The following is a 20971-nucleotide window of genomic DNA, read 5'->3' as shown; positions in this document are numbered from 1 at the left end:
ATCGTGATGACCAGCCTCAATCATATGAGCAATAATTTTATCCAAAGCTTCGGTGGTGATTACCCCATTTTCGCTCCAACTCTGCGCTGTTGCGATACTGGCTACTGTACGAATAGTGCCGGAAGCGCCAACAGCCTCAACCCAACCAAGATTTTGATAGGGTCGTTGAATAGAACGCAGCTTGATTGCCGCAGTTAATAAGGCTGCCTGCATACGCAATTGACTAACGGTACCATCGGTAAAGAATCGTTGAGTGAAACTAACACAGCCCATTTCCAGGCTTTCCCGGCGCATGCCTTCCAGCCCTTCACCAATAATAAATTCCGTGCTGCCACCACCAATATCCATCACCAGTCGGCGGCTATTATCAAAGGCTAATGAGCGCGAAACGCCCATATAGATTAGCCGTGCCTCTTCTTCGCCAGTGACTATTTCGATGGGATGGCCTAACGCCTGTCGGGCTTTACGCAGAAATTCACGACTATTTTCAGCAACGCGTAATGTATTGGTACCAACTATCCTGACTTTTCCGGCAGGCAAATGTCGAATGCGCTCGCCGAAGCGTTCCAGACAGGCGATAGCGCGAGTCTGAGCCTCTTCGGACAACATATTGTGTTTATCCAGTCCGGCTCTTAGCTGCACCATTTCACGCAGTCGATCCATTACCTGGAAGTGCCCGTCACGCAGTCGGGCAATGATCATATGAAAGCTGTTTGAACCGAGGTCTACAGCGGCAAGGACATCAAAATCTTCTGGTGTTTCCATAAACTCAGCTTAAATGGACGTGATGGCATTTTGCCTGACTAAGACCGTGGATGCTACGAAGTTTGATAATTCGATGTAAAAAAAAGCCCGCATCCATGATGAATACGGGCCGAGTCACGCGAGAGAAATTTATTCGTTACCTTTAACCACTTTTTCCATTTTTTCAGCGGATAAATGTCTGACGTCCTTACCTTCAACCAGGTAAATGATATGTTGAGAAATATTGCGTGAATGATCGCCGATACGTTCCAATGAGCGGGCTGACCACATCATGTCAATCGCACGACTGATAGTGCGCGGATCTTCCATCATGTAGGTCATCAGTTGACGCATGATACCTTCATATTCCTCATCGACCTGACGATCTTCATGCGCTACCTGTAAGGCCGCATCAACATCAAAACGAGCGAAGGCATCCAGCGTGTTATGCAACATGCCTGACACATGTTGACCCAGTGCATGCAGCTCACGGTAGTTCTTTTTCGGTCGATCTTTTTCGGCAAGGTTTAATGCCATTCTGCCAATGCGTACCGCTTCATCACCGATACGTTCCAGATCGGTAATGGTTTTCAGAATACCGGTCACCAGTCTTAAATCACTGGCTGTGGGCTGGCGCAGCGCGATGATTTGAATACAGTCTTCATCAATGCTGATATCCATTTTATTAACGTCTTCATCGTCGGTAATAACCTGGCGAGCCAGTTCTGCATCACCAGTGACCAGCGCTTCCATTGCATTGGAGACTTGTTGTTCTACCAAGCCACCCATAGCAAGTACACGGCTGCGGATATCTTGAAGTTCTTTTTCGAACTGTTGCGAAATATGTTGCGATTTATTTGTAGCCATTAAGGATCTCCTGAACCTGCAGCCTAGCCGTAACGGCCGGTAATATAATCTTCAGTTTGTTTAACAGTTGGATTGGTAAACAACTGGTCGGTGGCACCAAATTCGATCATCTCGCCCATGTACATAAAGGCGGTGTAATCAGAAACTCGAGCCGCTTGTTGCATGTTATGGGTAACGATAACGATGGTGTATTGATCTTTCAGCTCGTTAATCAGTTCTTCGATTTTTAAGGTTGAAATCGGATCCAGAGCTGAAGCCGGTTCATCCAATAAAATCACTTCCGGCTCAATTGCAATCGCTCTGGCAATAACCAGACGTTGTTGCTGACCGCCCGACATGCCCATCGCTGATTCATTCAAACGATCTTTGACTTCATCCCACAACGCTGCACCTTTTAGTGATTTTTCCACTACTTTATCCAGCGTCTGGCGATCATTAATGCCTTGCAAACGCAGACCGTAAGCAACGTTTTCATAAATAGTTTTCGGGAATGGATTTGGCTTCTGGAACACCATACCGACCTGACGGCGCAATTCAGCGACGTTGATTTTCGGATCGTTTATTTCAAAACCATCCATCAGCATTTCACCGGTGATGGTGACGTTATCCACCAGATCATTCATTCGGTTGAAACAACGTAACAAAGTTGATTTACCGCAACCGGAAGGTCCGATAAACGCGGTCACCTTTTTTTCCGGAATGGTCAGGGTGATATTTTTCAACGCCTGATCTTTTCCGTAATAAAGATTTAAATCGTTTACCTGGATCTTTGGTGTTTCATTTGCCATCAGCAGTGCTTCTCTTTCTTCACCGCCGCGTGATTGGTTTAATGAAACGCGAATCGGGGTGGCGTTAGTTGCTTGTGAATTCATAGTCATATACTCGTTTAATTACAGGATGCATTGAGCATTAATCGGACGCACTGCGATAACGTTCGCGTAAGCGGTTACGGATACTGATAGCGGTTAAATTCAGTACCACAATCAAAATCACCAGTATCAATGCTGTGGCATAAACCAATGGACGTGCTGCTTCTACGTTAGGACTTTGGAAACCAACATCGTATATATGGAAGCCCAAGTGCATAATTTTGCGTTCTAAATGGATGAATGGGAAAGTGGCATCGACCGGCAATGTCGGGGCCAGTTTCACTACACCCACCAGCATCAGTGGTGCAACCTCACCAGCGGCTCGGGCAATCGCCAGAATCAAACCGGTCATCATTGCCGGTGTAGCTAATGGCACAATAACTTTCCAAAGCGTTTCGGCTTTGGTGGCCCCTAACGCCAAACTACCCTGACGAATGGTTGATGGAATCCGGGCCAGACCTTCTTCGGTCGACACGATAACAATCGGCAGCGTTAATAATGCCAGCGTTAATGAAGCCCAGAATAAACCCGGCGTACCAAACGTCGGTGTGGGCAGCGCCGCTTCATAGAACAGCCTGTCCAGATTGCCACCTAAAAAGTAAACGAAGAAACCCAAACCAAATACACCATAAACAATGGATGGCACACCGGCGAGGTTATAAACCGAAATCCGGATAATACGAGTCATCAAACCCTGTTTGGCATATTCACGCAGATAAATGGCCGCCAAAATACCGAACGGTGTCACCATAATTGACATGACAAATACCATGGTCACCGTACCGAAGATAGCAGGGAAAATACCGCCTTCGGTGTTGGCCTCACGTGGTTGTTCTGATAAGAATTCCCAAAGACGTTCTACATACTGGCCCATTTTGGTTGGCACAGACATGGTGTTTGGTGCGGTTACCCGAACAATATCCGCCAGCGAAATGGCAACTTCCTTGTTGTCACTCATGCGCATTTGCAAAGTGTCACGTTTGGTACTTTGATAAAGCACATCCAGGTCTTTACGTAATACCTGATAGTCGATTTCTAACTGAGCACGCGCTTCGGCAACACGGGCTTCTTCTGCTGCTCGCACATCGGCCGGAGGATCACGTAAATCCAAACGACGTAGATCTAGTCGCAGTTCATTTAATCTAGTACTGATTCGGCCGATTTCGCCTTTTTCAATTCTCTGAATATCGCGATGCAATTTCAGACTGCGATCTACTGATTCTTGAATCATTGGCCAGAAATTAGCATCTGCCGCTGTGGCAATGACCTCGCCTTCACGTTGCAATGCTAAAGGATAGCCGTAAAAGTTACCCCACTCGCGACGCTCAACCACATACGCCGTATCCGGGTAACGGAAATCTTCCATGCCCAGTTCAAGGTACCAGACGAAGTCACGGCCAGTCTGGTCACGGTTACCTTGTTTAATCAGATAACGCGTCACCAGCTCGATATCATCCGGCACATAATTGCCGGCGTCTCTGGCAACTGCTGAAGGAATCGTTTGTGAACGGACAACTTCACCCAATACCACTGTTTGTTTACCGGTATGGTCGTTAATTTCAATTTCAGCGACATCAGCAGGCCAGAAATGTCCAAAGCCACGTACCGCAATCAGACCTATCAAGCCGACCACCATAATCATACAGATGGCCACTGCACCGCCATTCAGCCAAATCCACGGCGCACCACTTTTAAACCATGTTTTCATTTTTGATCCTTAAATGCCAATTACAGGTTGCTGTAGCGGGCACGCAGCCGCTGACGAATAATTTCGGCGAAGGTGTTGACGATAAATGTCAGAGCCAACAACACAAGAGCCGCTAAGAACAGGATTCGGAAATGTGACGAACCGACTGCCGTTTCAGGTAATTCAACCGCGATATTGGCTGACAAGGTACGCATACCTTCAAAGATATTGAAGTTCACCACCGGACTGTTACCAGTTGCCATCAATACAATCATGGTTTCACCAACAGCACGACCAAAGCCCATCATAATGGCCGAGAAAATCCCCGGACTTGCGGTTGGCAACACCACACCGACAACGGTTTGCCAGCGGGTTGCACCCAATGCCAAGGAGCCTTGAGTGAGATGTTTTGGCACGGTAAATACCGCATCTTCGGCAATAGAGAAGATAGTCGGGATAACCGCAAAACCCATCGCAATACCAACAATCATCGCATTACGTTGATCATAGGTAATACCGACATCGGTAAACCACTGACGCATACTGCCGTTAAAGAACCAGATTTCGATATAGGGACTGGCGGTAATACAGATATAGCCAAACAATAATATGACTGGTACCAATAACGCGGCTTCCCAACCATCAGGCACCGCATGGCGAATACCAGCTGGCAACTTCGTCCAGATAAAGGCAAACAGCAACATCATCACTGGCATTAATATGACAAAACTGAATATCGCCGGCAGATGATCCTCGGCAAACGGGGCCAGCCATAAACCTGCAAGAAAACCGAGGATAACGGTTGGTAACGCTTCCATAATCTCAATGCTAGGTTTGACCACACCACGAATTTTCGGTGACATGAAATAAGCTGTGTAAATGGCACCAGCAATCGCTAACGGCATCGCAAACAGCATGGCGTAAAGCGCTGCTTTTAGCGTTCCAATCGATAACGGTACCAAGCTGAATTTAGATTCAAATTCATCAGAGGCAGAAGATGACTGCCAAATGTATTCTGGATCAGCACGGCCTTCGTACCAGACCTTATTCCACATCGCCGAGAATGACAGTTGAGGATGTTGATTCCATAAACCAGCGACTTGAACCTGTTGCTGGTCATCCAATAACAATAACCGTCCATTTACTTGTGAGATAGCAGCGCTGACCAAAGGGTTTTCTGTTTCTTGTTCCAGGTACAGAGTACGAGCTGACGTACCGTAGTGAATACCCAGATAACCACCGGCATCCACTGCCAGGAAACCTTTACGGGTATATTCCGGAGCCAATGCGGTAATCGCATTTTTATGCGATTTGAATTCACGGATTTTGGTTAAGTCGTAGTTATTGTTTTCATCACGTACTAAAAACCACTGGCTTAACTCACCTCGCTCATTACCGACAATAAGCGAAACACTACCCACCAGAAAATCAATTGCGGTAATCGGACTGCCTTCACCAGCATTTACCGTGGCGACAAGACGGGAATTTTTAAAATCATTGATACTGTAATAATGAATAAAACCTTCGCTATCCGTAATGAATAAGCTACGTAAGGCTTTATCAAGCAGCATTTTAACTGGTGAGGCAGGCACATCACTCAGTTCAATGGTGTTGTTTTCAACGGTGACTTCACCAGTCAGTAAGTTGCTCTTACTGCTGATTTGCGTCAGCAACAGACGTTTGTCAGCAGTTAATGCCGCGATCATTGAACCACCCGAACCACGGGTAACGGTTTCAATCGCTAATAATTCTAGCGGTTGACCTTGCTCATCAATGGTAATCGCAGCTTCACCAAATGGATAATCAATAACCGGCGTAATTAAACGTTGATCATTGGGAAAGGAAGTTTGGAACGAATGTTTAGTGATGTGCACCTGACCATTACTTAAACCACGAGCAGTAACTCCACCGATATATTCGGAATGAGCAAAGCTGGTGATAGATGCATCTTCAGGTAGTGACAGTTCGACTTGTTCACGGATCTCGCCATCATCTGCTTCGAAGAAGGTGATAACACCATCATCGGTGTATTGGATACCCAGCTCTTCGTAGCGTTCTAAAATCAAATGTTGGGTTTGTGCATTGGTCACCGGCAGGCTGTAACTGCTTTGCGGTGTAACTGAAGCGCCCTTGAGGATAGGCATTACTTCATAAAACAAGTAGACAAAAATCATCGCCAGAGCGAATACCACACCATAACCGGCATAGGTAATACCCCAACGGGATAGTTTGTCTTTAAAGTCGCGTTTCTTACGCATTTTTTCTCGTGCTTCTACTGAAGGCAGTAGAGATTTGCCGCGAGAATTAACATCCGCTGAGAGTGTTGTTTCATTCATGGTTGCTGTTGCCTGTTAGCCGCTGGACGGTTTGAGCTGCAATGATAAATTCAAACTGTGACAGAAATATGACAAGACTTAAAAGCCTTGTAATTATTGGCTTTAAGTTGAATTTCGCCCAAAAAAAAGAGAGGCCGAAGCCTCTCTTTCAGGTCAAGCATTAAGGTTTATTCAATGCCTAAATCTTTACGTACTTTTGATGCAATTGATTCTGGTAATGGTACGAAGCCGTCACGGAATACAACATCCTGACCTGGTTTAGAGTAGAGCATTTTCACGAATTCACGTGTTTGTGGGTCTAACTCTTGGTTAGGGTGTTTGTTGATGTAAACGTACAAGTAACGTGCAAGCGGGTATGTACCAGCAGCTGCATTTTCAGCAGTTGCTTCTGCATATTCAGCACCAGCTTCTGCAGCTAATGGCACTACACGAACGCCTGAAGTACGGTAACCGATACCAGAGTAGCCGATACCGTTAATTGATTCTGTTACACCTTGAACAACTGAAGAAGAACCTGGTTGCTCGTTGATGCTTGATTTAAAGTCACCGCCACACAAGGCGCTGTCTTTAAAGAAACCATATGTGCCTGAAACAGCGTTACGGCTGTACAGAGCAAAATCACGATTTTCCCAAGCACCACTCAAACCAACCTCACCCCAACGAGTGATATCAGCATCGTTACCACAACGACGAGTTGCAGAGAAGATAGCGTCAACTTGTTGCAGGGTTAAACCTTCAATCGGATTGTCTTTATTTACGTATACGGCAACCATGTCAACTGCAACTGGTAATTCAGTTGGTGCATAGCCAAATTTTTTCTCAAATTCCTGAATTTCAGATTGACGCATACCACGGCTCATTGGGGCCAAAGTAGCTGTACCTTCTGTCAAAGCTGGTGGCGCAGTTGAAGAACCGGCACCTTGAATCTGAATGTTTACATTTGGGTAGAATTTGTTGAATTCTTCAGCCCACAATGTCATCAGGTTGTTCAATGTATCAGAACCGATACTGGTCAAGTTGCCAGATACACCTGATACAGATTTGTATTCAGGAAGATTTGGATCAACGTCAGCCAGTGTTACGGATGAGAACGCCATCGTTACAGCGGCGCCCAGAACGGCGAGTTTAGTTTTGAACATGAGTGTTCAGCTCCATTGGTTGAAAGAAATAAAGCAACTACAAGCTGCTTACCGGGCTTAGTATCGGGCCGGACTGTGACAAGAGTATGAAGTTAATATGACAATTCAATGACAGCCACAGCGATATCTGGAACTTAGATATCGCTGGGTTCAACCAATTTGTTTCCGGAAAACACAGGTAAAGCGAGAGCCTTGGCCAATCTGGCTATCAATAGTCAGCGCGGCATTGTGGCGTTGCAAAACATGTTTAACGATAGCTAAGCCTAGACCTGTTCCACCGGCCTCACGTGAACGCCCCGAATCAACACGATAAAACCGTTCGGTCAGTCTTTCCAAATGGCGGGCTTCAATTCCATCACCGTGATCAATCACGCTGATGGAAGGGACATTTTGTTCTACCTGCCAGACCACTTCTATCGCACATTGCTCAGGTGTGTATTTCACTGCATTAAACACCAGATTGGAGATGGCACTGCGCAGCTCATCCACATCGGCCAGCAACCATTTATCGCTAAGGATCTGCAGGGTTATTTGATGCGAATTAAAATGTTCGAGACGTTTGGCATCTTCAACAATCGCCGCCAGCAATCGTGGAATATCGGTAGGTCTATGTAATAAAGGTTTATCGCCAGTTTCAAGTTGCGACAAGGCTAGTAAATCTTTGATCATTAAATGCATGCGCTGGCTTTGCTGCTGCATCACCGGTAAGGCATGGCGCCACAAATCTGGGTCACTCTCAGTAGTTAAGGTTTCCAGATAACCACGTAACACGGTTAATGGCGTACGTAATTCATGTGACACATTGGCCACAAAATCACGCCGCATACGTTGCAATTTTTGAGTTTGAGTAATGTCTCGGGCAATCAACAAACGATCCTTGCTGGCATAACGCACCACTTTAAATTCGAGTTGAATGCGATCATCCATTGGGGATGTTGAAATAACTACCGCTGGAGCATCAGCGTCCATTTCCAAAAGACTTTGAAATGTCGGATCACGCACCAGATTGTTGACTCGTACACCATTATCACGCGGCCAGCTGATACCCAGTAATTCAGTAGCTGAGGTATTCGCCCAACTGACCTGGCCAAACTCTCCCATTACCACAACTGCATCTGGTAACGCAGCGGTTGCCGACTGGAATCGTTTTAGATACCCGGTGAGTTTTTTCTTACGACTGCTGTTTTGCGCCCGCATCTGCTCAATCTGACGACATACATCGTCAATAACACCTTCAGCTTCCGGGGAGCGATTTTTTTTCGGTTTATCTAACCAGCTTTTTAATTGAAACCACTTTCCTTGCAGCCAGAAAATATAAATAAGTGAGGCGATAAACAGAAACGTCATCATGTGCCCGAATACCAGCCCGACAAACCCTGCCAGACTCAGTACTGTGAGCAAACGCCAATAATCCCATTGCATTATTGTGCTCCGTTATTCAGCAGAAAAACGGTAACCCACACCACGAACGGTTTGCACCAGGTTGTCGTGATTACTTGGCTCAAGTGCTTTACGTAAACGACGAATATGCACATCCACTGTGCGCTCCTCTATATATACGGTGTCGCCCCAGACAAAATCCAACAATTGCGAACGGTTATAAGCCCGCTCAGGGGTTTTTCATAAAGAAATGCAATAGACGGAATTCGGTCGGGCCCAATTCAATTCTTTCGCCATTGACCAATACCCGGTGACTCTTTGTATCCATCACTAATTCACCCATCTGCAATTTCTGGGCATCATCACTATCGATGGGTCGACAACGACGCAATACCGCTTTTATGCGAGCGATTAACTCTGGGGGAGAAAATGGTTTGTTGATGTAATCATCAGCACCGACACTCAGACCTTTGACCATGTCCTCACTTTCACCTTTAGCGGTGAGCATGATGACTGGAATCGAGGCCAGAAATTCATTGGCGCGCAGTCGTCTTATAAACTCGATGCCATCAATGCCGGGCAACATCCAGTCCAGCAGGATCATGTCGGGTTGCTGATTTTTCAGCCACTCCAAACCGGATTCACCATCCTTGGAAGCTTCACAGGTGAATCCGGCCTGTCGCAGACTGAAATTAATCATGTCACGAATGGCGGCGTCATCTTCCACTAACAAAACCGATATGCTCATATACGGGGGTTCCCTGATCTATTTTTGCGTAGCGTAAAGCTTAACGGGCAAATATGACAATTTGATAACAGCGCTGAAACCTTTATCAGAGCTGGGCTTGTCGCGGTAACATTTTTGAAATAATGCTGGCGGCGAAAATCATCAATGCTGAAATAACCAAACACGCTGCCAAGCCAGCTACCTGATAAACCCAGCCGGATAACAAGGTTCCAAATAGTCTGCCAGCCGCATTTGCCATGTAATAAAAACCAACATCCAATGACACGCCTGCTGCATCAGCATACGACACTATTAAATAAGAGTGGATAGCTGAATTAATCGCAAAGACAGCGCCATAAACCAGTAAACCGACGGTTAATGCTGGTAATACTGCCCATTGAAAATACACCGCGCCCGCAATAATTAATGGCAACACTATAAGCGGCAAAGACCATAACCAGACATGGTATCCATCCGGTGCATGCTGTTTGGAAAAGCCAGTGAGTTTAGGCGCCAAGGCCTGCACAACGCCATAAGCAATGACCCATGCCGCCAGCAAAGCCCCAACATAAATCGCTGGCCATTCCAATTGCGCGTGCAAAAACACCGGCAAAGCAACAACAAACCAGATGTCACGAGAACCAAATAGAAAAAACCGTGCCAATGACAAGCGATTTACTGCCGCACTTTTTGACCAGATATCGCTGAATTTGGGTTTGATTTTGGCTTTGCCTAAATCGCGCTGCAACATCACGATGCTGAAGATCAACACGACCAATAACACCGCAGCCATAACCAAAATGGCACCGCGAAAGCCTATCCAAGAAAGTAAAGCGGCACCGACAAAAAACCTACCCTTAAGCATTTTTGGAGCCGGTGAGAATGGATATCCATTTAAATAATGTAGATTGAGCGTCATCTGCAACCAGCATTTTGATGCTGGATTTAGCGCTCATTTTATTGAGATCTTTGGCAATACCAGAAAGCGCCTGCGCCACCATCACATAAGCTACAGTTAACCATTGCGGATCGACCAACAACATCGCTAAGGCAATGACCTGCAATAACAGGCCTAGATGCATCGTGACATTAAGGCCTAATCTGGCAGCCAGCCAACCACCGACCAGATTTGTCACGATGCCAAAAAACTCATAGAGGACAAACAACATCGCCACTTCAAGCGGGCTGTACCCCAATTGGTGGAAGAACAACACCACCAACATGCGTAACGCACCATCTGAAACGGTAAACGCCCAATAGCTGAAGGTCACCACCAGATATTGCTGAATCGCAACGGGTAACGCTTTAAGTCTGTTCAGCATTTGCAAAATCATCCTGACTAATTAGCAATTTATAATATGTCAGTTTGATGAATTTTTGATTACAGCATGATGCCTTTAATCATAAAGAAGATGCAGGCTGACAGCGTGGCGGCAGCTGGTACAGTGACAATCCAGGCAGTCACAATCTTTTTCACCATATCGCGTTTTACAAACAGGTTTTTCTTTTCTTTTTTGAGGATTTTTTTGGCTTTTTTCAGCTCAGCTTCTTCTTCCTCGATCAACCGATATAGTTCAGTAATCCGTTGATATTCATCAACGGATTTTGCTGGTTTTTTCTCCAGCTTTTTCAGCTCATTACGTAATGCATTAAGCATTTTTTTATCGTCTCTGATTTCGGCTTTTTCGCGATCAATCTGTCTTTCAATTTTATTTGATTCATCCAGCCATTCACGTAAAAAGCCCACACCGAATACACCACCAATCGCAACGTGAGTGGTACTAACAGGCAAACCTAATTGACTAGCAATAATGACCGTTAATGATGCCGCCATTGCTATGGAATAAGCACGCATCTGATCCAGCTCGGTAATTTCACCGCCAACGGTACGAATTAAACGTGGCCCATACAAGCCCAGACCAATTGCAATACCTAAAGCACCAACGGCCATCACCCAGATTGGAATACCGGCTTGAGATGTGATGCCACCGGTCATAATTGCGTCGTTAATCGCTGCCAAAGGCCCGATAGCATTGGCCACATCGTTAGCGCCATGGGCAAAACTCAATAACGCAGCAGCAAAGATCAATGGAATAGTGAACTGGGCGTTTACGCTCTGACGATCATTCTTCATGCCGGGCATGTTATGACTTAAGGACTTCTTCATAATCCAGAACACCAACACAGCCACCATCAGACCGATTAATGCTGCAATAAAAAAACCCGGTTTACTTTGCGCTGCCACGTCAACCAATGGCAGGTTATTCACCGTGTTTACGATGCCGCCCCAAATTTGACTAAGCCCTTTTAACACCAGGTACGTTACAAAAGCCCAGGCCATTACTGAAACATAAATTGGTACCCAACGGTATGAAGCCTGGATTTTGTCATCACGAAAAATAATGGTTTTCTTGATCGCCAATAAAAATAAGGCCGCGATAATGCCGCCCATTAACGGTGAAATGATCCAGGAGCTGACAATTGCTCCCATGGTGCCCCAATTAACAATGTTGATTCCGGCGGCGGCCATGCCTGCCCCCATCACCCCACCGACAATTGAATGCGTCGTGGAAACCGGCGCTCCGGCAAAAGTAGCCAGGTTCAACCATAAAGCTGCAGCCAATAATGCGGCCATCATCGCCCAGATAAAACTATCAGTATCGTCGCCGAATTGCTTGATATCGATGATGCCACCTTTGATGGTAGATACCACCTCGCCGCCAGCAATAAAGGCACCGGCGGCTTCGAAAATCATCGCAATCATGATGGCGCCGCCCATGGTCAACGCCTTGGAACCTACTGCTGGTCCAACATTGTTGGCAACGTCATTAGCACCAATATTCATTGCCATATAACCACCAAACACGGCGGCAATAGCTAAAAAGAGATTATTGGGAACGCCGCCGGAGGTGGCGAAACTGTATGCCAGGATGGCTGCGAGGAAAAATAAGGCGAAACCTATTCGTGCTATTTCAGCATGGCTTTTTTTGTAGGCCTGCTTTTCAAGTTTATGAATGGTTTTGATTTCCACAAGACACCTGTGCTTTGCCAAAAAAGAGGCTAATTATTACAGTTTAAAGACAACATGACACCCTGTTACATATCCCCGTGTAACAATCGGCTGTTAGAATGGTCTGTAACTGCAACGAATCTGTGGCGATCATTACATGAAACAATTTTTAATCCTGCTTATGCTGCTCAGCAGTTTTTCAGCACAAGCGCGGCCCAGCCTGTTGGAGAAATTCGGCTTTAATAGCGCTGATATGCCTCCTGAAGTCGATGAAGCCTTTGCTTTTGATGCGGTATTGACTAATCCGCAAATGATTCTGGCTGGTTGGCGAATCATGGAGGGCAATTATCTTTATCAGGACAAAATCCGCTTTGAAATAACCGATAACGATGCGGTGCAGATTGGCGAATTTACCTTGCCAGCCGGTGAGACAAAAAATGATGCCTATTTTGGCTTATCGGAAGTTTATACCAGCGATATTCAGCTAAATCTGCCTTTAATTCGCAGTCAGACTGACGCAACCTCGGTGACGTTAACGGCTCACTATCAAGGTTGTTCTGAAACCTTTGGCATTTGTTACCCGCCCACTCGTAAGACCATTAATCTGAGTCTGCCAGCGGTGACTGATTCGGCAAGTCCAGCGGCAGCGGCTGTCGAACCTGCCCCTGTTATCCCGGCCATGAACTCAAATGTTATTAGTCAACAGGATGAGATTTCACAACGTTTACAAAACGATAATCTGTTACAGATTCTGTTTGGCTTTCTCGGTTTAGGCTTATTGCTCGCTTTTACCCCTTGTGTGTTTCCGATGATCCCGATTTTGTCTGGAATTATTGTCGGCCAGGGTGAAAACATCACCACACGTCGGGCATTTGTGCTTTCTCTTATTTATGTACTCGCCATGTCAGTGACCTATACCACTGCTGGTGTGTTAACAGGACTACTCGGTGGTAATCTGCAAGCCATGTTGCAAAATCCCTGGGTGATATCCAGTTTTGTTGGCATATTGCTGCTGCTTTCTTTATCAATGTTTGGCTTTTTTGAATTGCAGTTACCGCATGGCTTGCAACAACGTCTGCACCAACTCAGTCATCGTCAACAAGGCGGTACTTTAATTGGGGTCGCGTTGATGGGCTTGTTATCCGGATTAATAGTCGGGCCTTGCTTGGCACCGCCATTGGCCGGAGCATTATTATTTATCAGCCAGCATGCCGATCCTGTCTTAGGTGGTGCGGCCTTATTTGCGATGAGTATCGGCATGGGCATACCGTTACTGATCATTGGTACTTCGGCCGGCACCTTATTACCCAAAGCCGGACGCTGGATGGAAAATATAAAGGCATTCTTTGGGGTAATGCTTATTGCACTTGCCATCTGGATGCTAGATCGCATTCTGCCCGGCTGGACCATTCTTTTTATGAGCGGCGCATTGTTGATTATCAGCGCGGTTTATCTGGGAGCTCTTAATAATTTGCCGATCGAAGCCACCGGCTGGCAAAAATTATGGAAAGGCCTGGGTTTACTATCACTTATCAGTGGTGCACTACTGCTGATCGGTAGCGCCAGTGGCGGCAATTCTATTTTGCAACCGCTACATAAATTGAGTATTGGTAACGCCAACTCAACAACTACACCACAATTACAATTTGCCTATGTCAATTCAATCGAAGAGCTCGAATCGGCATTAAGAGTCAGCAATCAACCGGTGATGCTGGATTTTTACGCCGACTGGTGTACCGATTGTAAGGCAATGGAACAAACTACTTTTCGTGATCCCCAAGTGGTCAGTACTTTGCAGAACTTTACTCTGCTGAAAGTCGACCTCACTGACAATACTGCTGCGCACCAGGCATTATTAAAGGCACTTCGTGTATTTGGTCCACCAAGCATGTTGTTTTATGACAAAAACGCCGAAGAATCCGCTTCCCATCGCTTGGTCGGTCATGTCTCTGCCGCCCAGTTGAACGCTCATCTGGCGGATTTTCTGGCTCAACAATCAAAATAGCGAGAATAACTGTATTTCGGCGAAATTAGCGACAAAAAGCCGGATTTTTAGTTAAAAAGCTGGACAATAAAGCGCCCGCTGGTGCAAAATCCCGCCTTATATTTCCAGTGTTGGTATGTGGTTGTTATGGCGAAATTTCTAGTATTGCATGGCCCAAATCTGAATTTGTTGGGTCAGCGCGAGCCTGAAATTTATGGAGCCACCACCCTCAGTGATATCAACAACCGCCTACAACAGCTGGCACAAGCTGGTGGTCATCAACTCGATTCTTTGCAAAGCAATGCCGAACATGAACTGATCGCCGCCATTCAGTCAGCCCGTCAGCAATATGATTTTATTTTAATTAACCCTGCAGCCTTTACCCATACCAGTGTGGCAATTCGTGATGCATTGGCTGCGGTAGCTATACCCTTTATCGAAATACATTTGTCCAATGTGCATCGTCGTGAGGCGTTTCGTCAGCAATCCTATTTTTCGGATTTAGCGGTCGGCGTGATTTGCGGTCTTGGTGCGCAGGGCTATGAACTGGCATTACAAGCTGCCATTACACACACCAACCATCAAGGCTAAATCATGGATATTCGTAAAATAAAAAAATTGATTGATTTGATTCAGGAATCGGATGTTGCAGAGATCGAAATTTCTGAAGGTGAAGAATCTGTTCGTATCAGCCGCGCCAGCACTGCATATCCACAACAACAATATTTTGCTGCTCCGCAACAACCCGCTCAAGCTGCACCAAGTGTGCCGTCATTTGCCAGTGAAGCCGCTACCGCTGCTGCAACAGCCGCTGCGACTAAATCCTCTAATGAAGCCAATGCTGTTCGCTCACCAATGGTCGGCACTTTTTATCGTTCGCCATCACCGGAAGCAGCTTCGTTTGTGGAAATCGGTCAACAAGTTTCAGCCGGTGATGTCATTTGCATTATCGAAGCGATGAAAATGTTCAATCAAATTGAAGCGGATCGTAGCGGTACCGTCAAAGCTATTCTGGTCGAAGATGGTCACCCGGTTGAATATGACGAACCGTTGATCGTTATCGAATAATACTGCTGACAGCTTCGGCTGTTTTAGCAAGCTAAACACTGCGGATAAAACATCATGATTGATAAAATAGTCATCGCTAATCGTGGCGAGATCGCTTTGCGTATTCTCAGAGCCTGCTGGGAATTAGGGATTAAAACTGTTGCCGTCCACTCTGATGTGGATCGGGATTTGAAACATGTACTATTGGCTGATGAGAGTGTCTGTATCGGGCCCGCGCCATCCGGCCTAAGCTATTTGAATGTACCGGCTTTGATCAGCGCAGCTGAAATCACCGATGCCACAGCGATCCATCCTGGATACGGTTTTCTGTCAGAAAACGCTGATTTTGCTGAACGTGTCGAAGAAAGTGGCTTTATTTTTATCGGTCCTCGCCCAGAAACCATTCGTATCATGGGTGACAAAGTTGAAGCGATAAAAGCCATGAAAGCCGCCGGTGTACCTTGTGTACCGGGTTCTGATGGCCCGCTTGGCAATGATGATGAGACTAATATGCGTCTGGCACGTGAAATCGGTTATCCGATCATTATTAAAGCCGCTGGCGGTGGTGGTGGTCGTGGTATGCGGGAAGTACACAGTGAAGCGCATTTGCTGAATGCCATTGCGTTGACCAAAAGCGAAGCTAAATCTGCGTTCAGCAATGATATGGTTTACATGGAGAAATTCCTGGAAAACCCACGTCATATCGAGTTTCAAGTATTAGCCGATGAACATGGCAATGCCGTGCATTTGGGCGAGCGTGATTGCTCAATGCAGCGCCGTCATCAGAAAGTTGTTGAAGAAGCTCCCGCACCGGGCATTACCAAAGAAATGCGCGATCGTATGGGTAAAGTCTGTGCCGATGCCTGTGTGCGTATCGGTTACCGTGGTGCCGGTACCTTTGAGTTCCTTTATCAAGACGGTGAGTTCTATTTCATTGAGATGAACACTCGTATTCAGGTTGAACATCCTGTTACCGAACGCGTTACCGGTGTGGATTTGGTTGTTGAGCAGATCCGTATCGCATCAGGTTTACCGCTGTCGATTAAACAAGAAGATGTGGTGATGCGCGGCCATGCAATTGAATGTCGTATTAACGCTGAAGATCCACGTACCTTTATGCCGAGTCCGGGTTTAGTGACGCATTACCATGCCCCTGGCGGCGCCGGCATTCGTATGGATTCACATCTTTACAGCGGCTATCGTGTACCACCTAACTATGATTCATTGATTGGCAAATTGATTGCTTATGGTAATACCCGTGAATCAGCGATCGCCCGTATGCGTACGGCGTTGAAAGAAATTGGCATTGAAGGCATCAAAACTAACGTTGAATTACAACGTGACATTATGGATGACACGCATTTTCAAACCGGTGGCACCAACATCCACTACCTTGAAAAGAAACTCGGACTTTAAGTCCGTCTGTTATGGCCTGGATCCAACTTATTTTCACCAGCTCGCCGCAGCAGGCAGAAGCATTATCCGATGCACTGTCTGAATGCGGTGCGGCAGCTGTCACTTTCCAGGACAATGCCGATCAACCGATTTACGAACCAGCCATAGGCGAAACACCGTTATGGTCAGCGACCTCGGTAATTGCTTTATTTGATGCCGAGACTGACACGGATATGCTGCTGGCATCATTAAAATCTCTGATAAGTGATTTACCAGACTGCCGCATTGAAGCGGTTGAAGATAAAGACTGGGAACGCGAGTGGATGGATAACTTCAAACCCATCTGCTTCGGTGAAAAATTATGGATTGTGCCCAGCTGGCATCAACCACCGCAACCAGAAGCCATTAATATTCTGTTAGATCCCGGCTTGGCTTTTGGCACTGGCACGCATCCAACCACCGCCTTATGTTTGCAATGGTTAGATCAAGCGGATTTAACTGGTAAAACCGTGATTGATTATGGCTGTGGCAGTGGCATCCTGGCGATTGCAGCGGCGCTGCTTGGTGCAAATAAAATAATCGGTGTCGACACAGACCCGCAGGCATTGGAAGCGACACAGGCCAATGCACAGCGTAATGGCGTCATTATCGAAACTTATCTGCCACAACATTGCCCGACCATTGAATGTGATTTATTACTAGCGAATATTCTGGCCGGTCCGTTACTGGAACTGATGCCGCGCTTTCTCGAATTAACGCGTCCTCAATCACAGTTAGTGTTATCAGGGCTGTTGGATGTGCAAGCAGAGACATTACGTCAGCATTACCAAACAGCCTTTGAGATGGATCCCCCTGTTGTGCTGGAAGAATGGGCACGTCTGACTGGTGTTCGTCATGGCTGATAAAACACTCTCTATCGGTCCGTACACCTTACCCAATAATTTGTTTCTGGCTCCCATGGCCGGTGTTACTGATCGTCCATTTCGCCAACTTTGCCGAAAACTTGGTGCCGGTATGGCGGTATCAGAAATGATCACTGCCAATAAAGCGTTATGGGCCAGTAAAAAGTCATTGTTACGTGCCAATCATGAAGGTGAGCCAGAACCACGTAGTGTGCAGATTGCCGGCGCTGATCCGCAAATGATGGCTGAAGCCGCGCGACATAATGTGGCGGAAGGCGCTCATATCATTGACATCAATATGGGATGCCCGGCAAAAAAAGTCTGTAATGTGATGGCCGGTTCGGCTTTGTTACAACATGAAAAATTGGTCGGCGATATTCTTGAATCTGTGGTCAATGCGGTTGATGTGCCGGTGACGTTAAAAATCCGTACCGGCTGGGATCGTGATAATCGTAATGGTGTGCGTATTGCCAGAATTGCTGAAGATGCTGGTATTCAAGCTCTGGCCGTGCATGGTCGCACTCGCGCCGATGCTTATAAAGGTGATGCCGAATACGACACCATTGCGGAAATTAAATCACGCATCGCCATTCCGGTCATTGCCAATGGTGATATCGAAAGTCCGCAGAAAGCATTACTGGTGTTACAGAAAACCGGCGCAGATGGTTTGATGATTGGTCGTGCCGCGCAAGGCAACCCGTGGATATTCCAACAAATACTGCATTTCTTACAAACTGGTGAGAATTTAGCCGAACCAGCTGTAACAGAAGTGCAACAGATCTTGATTAGTCACCTGCACACGCTGTACGATTTCTACGGTGAATATTCCGGTGTGCGCATGGCACGCAAACATATTGCCTGGTACAGCAAAGGCTTGCGCAATGGTAACGCCTTTCGCCAACAAATGAATACACTGGAAAAAGCTGAACAACAGCTGGCTTTTACAGATGCATTTTTTGCGCAACTCGCTGACAAGGATTCATTGGCCGCATGAATAACGCGCTGAACAACGACTTAGCTGACTGTATTGATTTAGGTGTTACCGCCGAGCAACAACACGCGCCCTTAAATCAATGTGTCACCAACGCGCTGAAAACCTATTTTGAGCAACTGGACGGCCACTCCCCCGCTAATCTTTATGAAATGTTGATGACAGAGGTTGAAGTACCTTTGTTACAAGCCGCATTGGCACACACCCACGGAAATCAAAGTCGCGCTGCCGAAATTCTGGGCATTAACCGCGGCACCCTGCGAAAAAAACTCAAGCAATACGGCTTGTAATCAAGCCTGAATCTCAATCTGGAATCCTGATGAACTCGATTAAACGCGCACTGTTGAGTGTTTCTGACAAAACCGGCATCGTTGAATTTGCCAAACAATTACAAGCTTTAAACGTTGAATTACTCTCTACCGGCGGCACCGCTAAATTGCTCAGCGATGCCGGTTTGAATGTTAAAGAAGTCTCCGAACATACCGGTTTCCCCGAAATGATGGATGGCCGCATTAAAACCTTACATCCAAAAATTCATGGTGGTCTGCTGGGTCGTCGCGGAAAAGATGACAACATCATGCAACAGCATGACATCGCACCGATTGATTTAGTGGTGGTGAACTTGTATCCGTTTGAAGCGACCGTAGCGCGTGAAGACTGCCCGCTGGAAGACGCTATTGAAAATATTGATATCGGTGGCCCGACCATGTTGCGCGCAGCGGCTAAAAATCATGCTGACGTGACGGTAGTTGTTGATCCGGCGGATTACGCTCGGGTGATTGAACAGATTCAATCGCAGGGTGGAACTGATGAGCACACTCGTTTTGATCTGGCGCTGAAAACTTTTGAACACACTGCACATTACGATGGTGCGATTGCCAATTATCTTGGCACTATTCAGGCTGATAAAAGTAAAGCCGCATTCCCACGTACATTTAATAGTCAGTTCCAGCTTAAACAAGCCATGCGTTATGGTGAAAACCCGCATCAAAAAGCCGCTTTTTATGTGGAAAAACAGGCTGAAACCGGTTCAATCGGTGCAGCCATTCAGCTACAGGGCAAAGAATTATCTTATAACAATATTGCCGATACCGATGCTGCATTGGAATGCGTCAAAGTGTTTAACGACAAACCAGCCTGCGTGATTGTTAAACATGCTAATCCTTGCGGTGTCGCCACAGCCGATGATTTGCTTACAGCTTATGATCTGGCCTATCAAACCGATCCAACTTCTGCGTTTGGCGGCATTATTGCCTTTAACCGTGAGCTGGATGGCAAAACCGCACAAGCGATTATTGATCGCCAGTTTGTCGAAGTGATTATCGCGCCGAAAATCAGCGATGCAGCCAAAGCCGTGGTTGCCGGTAAAGCCAATGTACGTTTGTTGTGCAGTGGTGATTTCCCATCCACTCCGGCCACTGATTTTGATTTCAAACGTGTGACAGGTGGATTGCTGGTGCAGGACCGCGATATTCAGATTGTCACTGAGGCTGAATTAAAAGTGGTCACTAAACTGCAACCCACCAAAGAACAACTGGCTGATCTTTTGTTTGCCTGGCGCGTCGCTAAATTTGTGAAATCCAACGCGATTGTTTATGCCAAAAACCAGCAAACCGTAGGTATTGGCGCCGGCCAGATGAGTCGTGTGGTCAGCAGCCGTATTGCTGGCATCAAAGCTAACGATGCTGTATTAACGGTTCCAGGAGCGGTGATGGCATCAGATGCCTTTTTCCCGTTCCGTGATGGTTTGGATGCTGCTGCCGAAGCTGGCATCAGCGCGGTAATCCAACCCGGTGGTTCGATGCGTGATGATGAAGTCATTGCGGCAGCAGATGAGCATGGCATTGCGATGGTATTTACCGGCATGCGGCATTTCCGCCACTAAGTATTGAG

At 46.5% G+C, this 20971-nt stretch carries 15 protein-coding genes and 3 pseudogenes; 8 read left to right on the top strand and 10 right to left on the bottom strand.

Annotation, left to right across the window (positions count from 1 at the left end):
- The 10 genes and pseudogenes from E8Q33_RS07575 to E8Q33_RS07530 form a co-directional block, all read right to left on the bottom strand.
- Positions 1-765: pseudogene (locus E8Q33_RS07575) on the bottom strand (exopolyphosphatase); the annotation flags it as partial.
- A 129-nt stretch (positions 766-894) separates the two neighbouring features.
- Entirely contained in the window at positions 895-1611 is a 717-nt protein-coding gene (phoU, locus tag E8Q33_RS07570) for a phosphate signaling complex protein PhoU (RefSeq protein ID WP_069294740.1), read from the bottom strand.
- A gap of 23 nt (positions 1612-1634) precedes the next feature.
- Complete coding sequence (gene pstB, locus E8Q33_RS07565) at positions 1635-2399, bottom strand: phosphate ABC transporter ATP-binding protein PstB (RefSeq protein ID WP_245651999.1); 765 nt, start codon at positions 2397-2399, stop codon at positions 1635-1637.
- A gap of 121 nt (positions 2400-2520) precedes the next feature.
- A complete protein-coding gene (gene pstA / locus E8Q33_RS07560) occupies positions 2521-4188 on the bottom strand; it encodes a phosphate ABC transporter permease PstA (protein WP_069294741.1) in 1668 nt (555 codons plus the stop codon).
- A gap of 20 nt (positions 4189-4208) precedes the next feature.
- Positions 4209-6503, bottom strand: coding sequence for an ABC transporter permease subunit (locus E8Q33_RS07555; RefSeq protein WP_136553927.1), 2295 nt, complete (start codon positions 6501-6503; stop codon positions 4209-4211).
- Positions 6504-6670: 167 nt separating this feature from the next.
- Complete coding sequence (locus E8Q33_RS07550; protein WP_069294743.1) at positions 6671-7642, bottom strand: PstS family phosphate ABC transporter substrate-binding protein; 972 nt, start codon at positions 7640-7642, stop codon at positions 6671-6673.
- 150 nt (positions 7643-7792) lie between these two features.
- Positions 7793-9064: a phosphate regulon sensor histidine kinase PhoR gene (gene phoR, locus E8Q33_RS07545; RefSeq protein ID WP_136553925.1), complete on the bottom strand. Its 1272-nt coding sequence runs from the start codon at positions 9062-9064 to the stop codon at positions 7793-7795.
- A gap of 12 nt (positions 9065-9076) precedes the next feature.
- Positions 9077-9770, bottom strand: a pseudogene (gene phoB / locus E8Q33_RS07540) (phosphate regulon transcriptional regulator PhoB).
- An 85-nt stretch (positions 9771-9855) separates the two neighbouring features.
- Positions 9856-11071: pseudogene (gene arsJ / locus E8Q33_RS07535) on the bottom strand (organoarsenical effux MFS transporter ArsJ).
- 59 nt (positions 11072-11130) lie between these two features.
- The gene (locus tag E8Q33_RS07530; RefSeq protein WP_136553923.1) at positions 11131-12780 is read right to left on the bottom strand and encodes an inorganic phosphate transporter; all 1650 of its coding nucleotides are present in this window, start codon (positions 12778-12780) and stop codon (positions 11131-11133) included.
- A 136-nt stretch (positions 12781-12916) separates the two neighbouring features.
- Here E8Q33_RS07530 and dsbD point away from each other — a divergent pair, with 136 nt between their 5' ends.
- From dsbD to purH, 8 genes are all read left to right on the top strand, one after another.
- Positions 12917-14764 carry a protein-disulfide reductase DsbD gene (gene dsbD / locus E8Q33_RS07525; protein WP_136553921.1) on the top strand — a complete coding sequence of 616 codons (1848 nt, stop codon included), beginning with the start codon at positions 12917-12919 and terminating at the stop codon, positions 14762-14764.
- A gap of 126 nt (positions 14765-14890) precedes the next feature.
- Positions 14891-15334: a type II 3-dehydroquinate dehydratase gene (gene aroQ, locus E8Q33_RS07520; RefSeq protein WP_136553919.1), complete on the top strand. Its 444-nt coding sequence runs from the start codon at positions 14891-14893 to the stop codon at positions 15332-15334.
- A 3-nt stretch (positions 15335-15337) separates the two neighbouring features.
- Complete coding sequence (gene accB, locus E8Q33_RS07515) at positions 15338-15811, top strand: acetyl-CoA carboxylase biotin carboxyl carrier protein (protein WP_069294749.1); 474 nt, start codon at positions 15338-15340, stop codon at positions 15809-15811.
- A 54-nt stretch (positions 15812-15865) separates the two neighbouring features.
- Positions 15866-17206: an acetyl-CoA carboxylase biotin carboxylase subunit gene (accC, locus tag E8Q33_RS07510; RefSeq protein WP_136553917.1), complete on the top strand. Its 1341-nt coding sequence runs from the start codon at positions 15866-15868 to the stop codon at positions 17204-17206.
- 11 nt (positions 17207-17217) lie between these two features.
- Positions 17218-18087: a 50S ribosomal protein L11 methyltransferase gene (prmA, locus tag E8Q33_RS07505; RefSeq protein ID WP_136553915.1), complete on the top strand. Its 870-nt coding sequence runs from the start codon at positions 17218-17220 to the stop codon at positions 18085-18087.
- Positions 18080-19081, top strand: coding sequence for a tRNA dihydrouridine synthase DusB (dusB, locus tag E8Q33_RS07500; protein WP_136553913.1), 1002 nt, complete (start codon positions 18080-18082; stop codon positions 19079-19081). The genes prmA and dusB overlap by 8 nt, the downstream gene beginning before the upstream one ends.
- Positions 19078-19368 (top strand): DNA-binding transcriptional regulator Fis, encoded by a 291-nt coding sequence (gene fis / locus E8Q33_RS07495; protein WP_069294753.1) that lies wholly within the window; start codon positions 19078-19080, stop codon positions 19366-19368. Before dusB ends, fis begins: the two co-directional genes overlap by 4 nt.
- 29 nt (positions 19369-19397) lie before the next feature.
- Entirely contained in the window at positions 19398-20963 is a 1566-nt protein-coding gene (gene purH / locus E8Q33_RS07490; protein ID WP_136553911.1) for a bifunctional phosphoribosylaminoimidazolecarboxamide formyltransferase/IMP cyclohydrolase, read from the top strand.
- The last annotated feature ends 8 nt before the right edge of the window (positions 20964-20971 follow it).

The organism is Methylophaga sp. SB9B (assembly GCF_004832235.1).
Lineage (GTDB): Bacteria > Pseudomonadota > Gammaproteobacteria > Nitrosococcales > Methylophagaceae > Methylophaga > Methylophaga muralis.
The sequence above is the reverse complement of the archived record's forward strand: the minus strand, read 5'-3'. Positions and strand labels throughout refer to the sequence as shown.

What these genes read in the sequence shown, in the direction of transcription:
- E8Q33_RS07555 (WP_136553927.1), bottom strand. Translation starts at nt 6,503, where the DNA reads ATGAATGAAACAACACTCTCAGCGGATGTTAATTCTCGCGGCAAATCT.
- purH (WP_136553911.1), top strand. Translation starts at nt 19,398, where the DNA reads ATGAACTCGATTAAACGCGCACTGTTGAGTGTTTCTGACAAAACCGGC.
- dsbD (WP_136553921.1), top strand. Translation starts at nt 12,917, where the DNA reads ATGAAACAATTTTTAATCCTGCTTATGCTGCTCAGCAGTTTTTCAGCA.
- pstA (WP_069294741.1), bottom strand. Translation starts at nt 4,188, where the DNA reads ATGAAAACATGGTTTAAAAGTGGTGCGCCGTGGATTTGGCTGAATGGC.
- phoU (WP_069294740.1), bottom strand. Translation starts at nt 1,611, where the DNA reads ATGGCTACAAATAAATCGCAACATATTTCGCAACAGTTCGAAAAAGAA.
- accB (WP_069294749.1), top strand. Translation starts at nt 15,338, where the DNA reads ATGGATATTCGTAAAATAAAAAAATTGATTGATTTGATTCAGGAATCG.
- pstB (WP_245651999.1), bottom strand. Translation starts at nt 2,399, where the DNA reads ATGGCAAATGAAACACCAAAGATCCAGGTAAACGATTTAAATCTTTAT.
- accC (WP_136553917.1), top strand. Translation starts at nt 15,866, where the DNA reads ATGATTGATAAAATAGTCATCGCTAATCGTGGCGAGATCGCTTTGCGT.
- prmA (WP_136553915.1), top strand. Translation starts at nt 17,218, where the DNA reads ATGGCCTGGATCCAACTTATTTTCACCAGCTCGCCGCAGCAGGCAGAA.
- phoR (WP_136553925.1), bottom strand. Translation starts at nt 9,064, where the DNA reads ATGCAATGGGATTATTGGCGTTTGCTCACAGTACTGAGTCTGGCAGGG.
- E8Q33_RS07550 (WP_069294743.1), bottom strand. Translation starts at nt 7,642, where the DNA reads ATGTTCAAAACTAAACTCGCCGTTCTGGGCGCCGCTGTAACGATGGCG.
- aroQ (WP_136553919.1), top strand. Translation starts at nt 14,891, where the DNA reads ATGGCGAAATTTCTAGTATTGCATGGCCCAAATCTGAATTTGTTGGGT.
- fis (WP_069294753.1), top strand. Translation starts at nt 19,078, where the DNA reads ATGAATAACGCGCTGAACAACGACTTAGCTGACTGTATTGATTTAGGT.
- dusB (WP_136553913.1), top strand. Translation starts at nt 18,080, where the DNA reads ATGGCTGATAAAACACTCTCTATCGGTCCGTACACCTTACCCAATAAT.